The sequence below is a fragment of the Empedobacter sp. GD03739 genome (assembly GCF_029843245.1).
Taxonomy (GTDB): domain Bacteria; phylum Bacteroidota; class Bacteroidia; order Flavobacteriales; family Weeksellaceae; genus Empedobacter; species Empedobacter falsenii_B.
This window is the reverse complement of record NZ_JAOCHX010000089.1, coordinates 1-2827: the sequence shown is the minus strand read 5'-3', so window position 1 is coordinate 2827 and position 2827 is coordinate 1. Positions and strand designations below refer to the sequence as shown.

3 protein-coding genes and 1 pseudogene are annotated in these 2827 nt (G+C 27.2%); all 4 read right to left on the bottom strand.

Annotated elements, in window-relative coordinates:
• A pseudogene (locus tag N5E64_RS15805) lies at positions 1-141 on the bottom strand (Arm DNA-binding domain-containing protein); the annotation flags it as partial.
• Positions 142-514: 373 nt separating this feature from the next.
• Positions 515-1777, bottom strand: a complete 1263-nt coding sequence (locus N5E64_RS15460) for a type II toxin-antitoxin system HipA family toxin (protein ID WP_125350088.1) — start codon at positions 1775-1777, stop codon at positions 515-517.
• Positions 1778-1779: 2 nt separating this feature from the next.
• Positions 1780-2046, bottom strand: coding sequence for a helix-turn-helix transcriptional regulator (locus tag N5E64_RS15455; RefSeq protein WP_125350089.1), 267 nt, complete (start codon positions 2044-2046; stop codon positions 1780-1782).
• 89 nt (positions 2047-2135) lie between these two features.
• The gene (locus N5E64_RS15450; protein ID WP_185144183.1) at positions 2136-2537 is read right to left on the bottom strand and encodes a hypothetical protein; all 402 of its coding nucleotides are present in this window, start codon (positions 2535-2537) and stop codon (positions 2136-2138) included.
• Between the last annotated feature and the right edge of the window lie 290 nt (positions 2538-2827).

Genomic DNA, 2827 nt, shown 5'->3' with positions numbered 1-2827 from the left:
TAACTTTATTAAATATAATTGACCTGTTGAAAAATATGTTCTCTTTCCATTCTGATAACAGCAAATCTGAATTAATAATTCTTCATTTTTATTGATTTTATTCTTCCTATTATAAACCAATGAAATTTGTATTTGGCTCATAATTATATGTTTTTATAAGTCAAATCTATTTTAGATCATTGATGAATTTTCTTATTTAGAATTAGGCTAAAAAAAATGGTGTGAAATAGTGAATTTAAAATGTATTATTGATATTAATAAACTTTTTGCTGACGATTTACATATATTTCTGATCTAAAATCTAAAGAAAATATCGATTTATTCACTTACAATTTTGAGTTTAATCAATTATAAAAATTGACCGCTTTGAATATTTATATTTAACGACAAAATGCACCTTACAGAAGGATTTTTAGAATTAATTTATTTAAAACGGTAATTATTAAAAATCAACCAATTTAACCTAAAAATAATTGACATAACATATTGATTATTTTTAGCAGAAGTTTTTTGATTAAAACTTTAAAAACTCAGATTCAATTTTATCAATTACTTTTTCAGGAATATCTTGTTCTTTAGATAGAATTCTGAATTGATTTGTAGAGTTTATAACTTCATCAATAATTCCGTTAGCGTCTTTAATTGTAAATAATTCAGCTATTTTCATTAAATCATCTCGATTAATCTCAGTCCTTTTTCCATTAATAGACATCGCTCTTGAAATTCTTAGGTAGTTTTTTAAAGCGTCTAATGGATAAGTTAAATCATAGGCGGGAGCTAAATTCCAACGATCTTTATCAGCATCATAAATGAATGAGAAATTCTTTAAATGGTCATCGATATTGAAAAAGACAAGATTAAAAACCAGTCGTTTAAACAATTGCTGAATGTTTTTGTGCGAAAGTTTTAAATCAAAAGCAAGTTTAAAAAGATTTTCATAAGTTGAGTTTTCAGGCTTTTTAAAATCCCATCCTGTCATTCCAGATGCAGTTAAAATATGCTGTTTTTTTCCATTTTGACGATCAAATCTTGATGTTGCAAAATGTTTATCATCAATCAACTTAGAAGGCATCATTTCAATTCCTATAGAAGTTGCAATTTGATAATAGATGTACTCTATTTTTTCTTTTGAATAGCCTTGATCTTCGTCTACAGAAAGTTTAATTAAATAATGATTGTATTTGTCTGATGTTTCTAAATCACCAGGAATTAGACGTCCTGTTTTTTTATGTTCTGAAACTAAAATTTTAGGGCGTGCGCCACCCGCTGAAGTTCCAATTTTAAAGATGTTCAGTAAAGCGATATCACTTAATCCTTTTTCTTCTGTTGAAGTTTTTAAATCGAGCACTTTCTTTACAACTTCCGTTATTTCTTCTACATCAATACTCTGATTTGATTTAATTTCTTTCGCAGGTGAAAATTCTAAAGCTCCCATTCCTCTTTTCCCAACATATGTTAGTTGTTCTAAAGGAGTAATAGCATTCATTTCTTTTTGAGTTGCTTCTAACCATTCTTTAAAGACAATATTACCGAAAAAATCAGGTAAAGAATCAGCAATCATAGGAGGTAAACCACGAAATGTTTCTCCCTCGAATTCAGAAAATACTTGTACGTTAGGCGTTCTGCGGATAACGTAAGGAAATATCTTTTTGTAGTTATTACTTTCCAAAAAATCAGGATTGTATTGGAATGATGATTTTCTTTGGTTTTCGTCGTAACCTATTTTACCGATTTCAATTTCTTGAAAATTTATCGAAATGATTTGATTCTTTGCCATAGTTAATACATGGATTGATTATTTTCTAAACTTTCAATTTTATCAGAAATAAATTGATTGATCGATTTCATTTCATCAAAATACTGTAACACTTTCAAAAGAGTTTCTAGTGTAGGATTATCTCCATTTTCAAGTTTAGCAATTGTTAAGCGAGAAAGAGCTAGTTCATCAGCTAATTCTTGTTGTGTTAAATTTTCTGCTTTGCGCATTTTTTTACACCACTCACCAATTGTGTTTTTTACATCTTTTATTGTCGTGAAATCTAACATATAATGTATATTATAATAATCAAATATACTAAAATATAAACTTAATATATATTTTAGTAAACATTATTTACTAAATGGTAAACTTAATTTTATAACTCTATCATCAACTCTTTTATAAAACCATTATCTTTTTCATCAATATATTCATGAGGATTACAGATAATTTCAGTATCACCAATCTTGTATCTGCAAGGTGTATGAATATGTCCATGAATCCAATACATTGGTTGATATTCTATAATAAAATCTTCTAAATTTGAAGCATAAGCAGACGTAACAGGATCAGAAATATACTCTTTTGGAACTGATTTTATACTCGGTGCATGATGTGTAATAACAATGTTTTTCAGACCAATTGAATCTTTTAGACTTTGCTCAAGCCATGCAATAGACTTATTATGAATTTGATAAACATCAATGGTTCTCATTTTTGAATAAGACGGATCACGTTTAATATATTTGTAATCATTCATTTGACTTTGACAAATCATCCCATATTTCATTGGATCTCCAAAAATTGAAAAATCAGTCCATAATGTACATCCATGAAAACGAATCCCTTCGATATCAATAAAATCATTTTCTAAAACTGTAATATTAGTACCTAATGTAGTGTGTAATCTTCCCTAAAAAACGGAACGTTTAAAAATAAATGTATTATCAATATCATTAGTTTTCCAAGGCTTAAAATCAATTCTATTAGCAGTAGATAAATTATCAACTCCTTTTTCAAATTGAAAACTTTTAATATTAGAATTAAAATTTCTATAAAAAAAGAATG

Coding starts and splice junctions, on each gene's coding strand:
- N5E64_RS15450 (WP_185144183.1), bottom strand. CDS start 2,537: ATGATTTGTCAAAGTCAAATGAATGATTACAAATATATTAAACGTGAT.
- N5E64_RS15460 (WP_125350088.1), bottom strand. CDS start 1,777: ATGGCAAAGAATCAAATCATTTCGATAAATTTTCAAGAAATTGAAATC.
- N5E64_RS15455 (WP_125350089.1), bottom strand. CDS start 2,046: ATGTTAGATTTCACGACAATAAAAGATGTAAAAAACACAATTGGTGAG.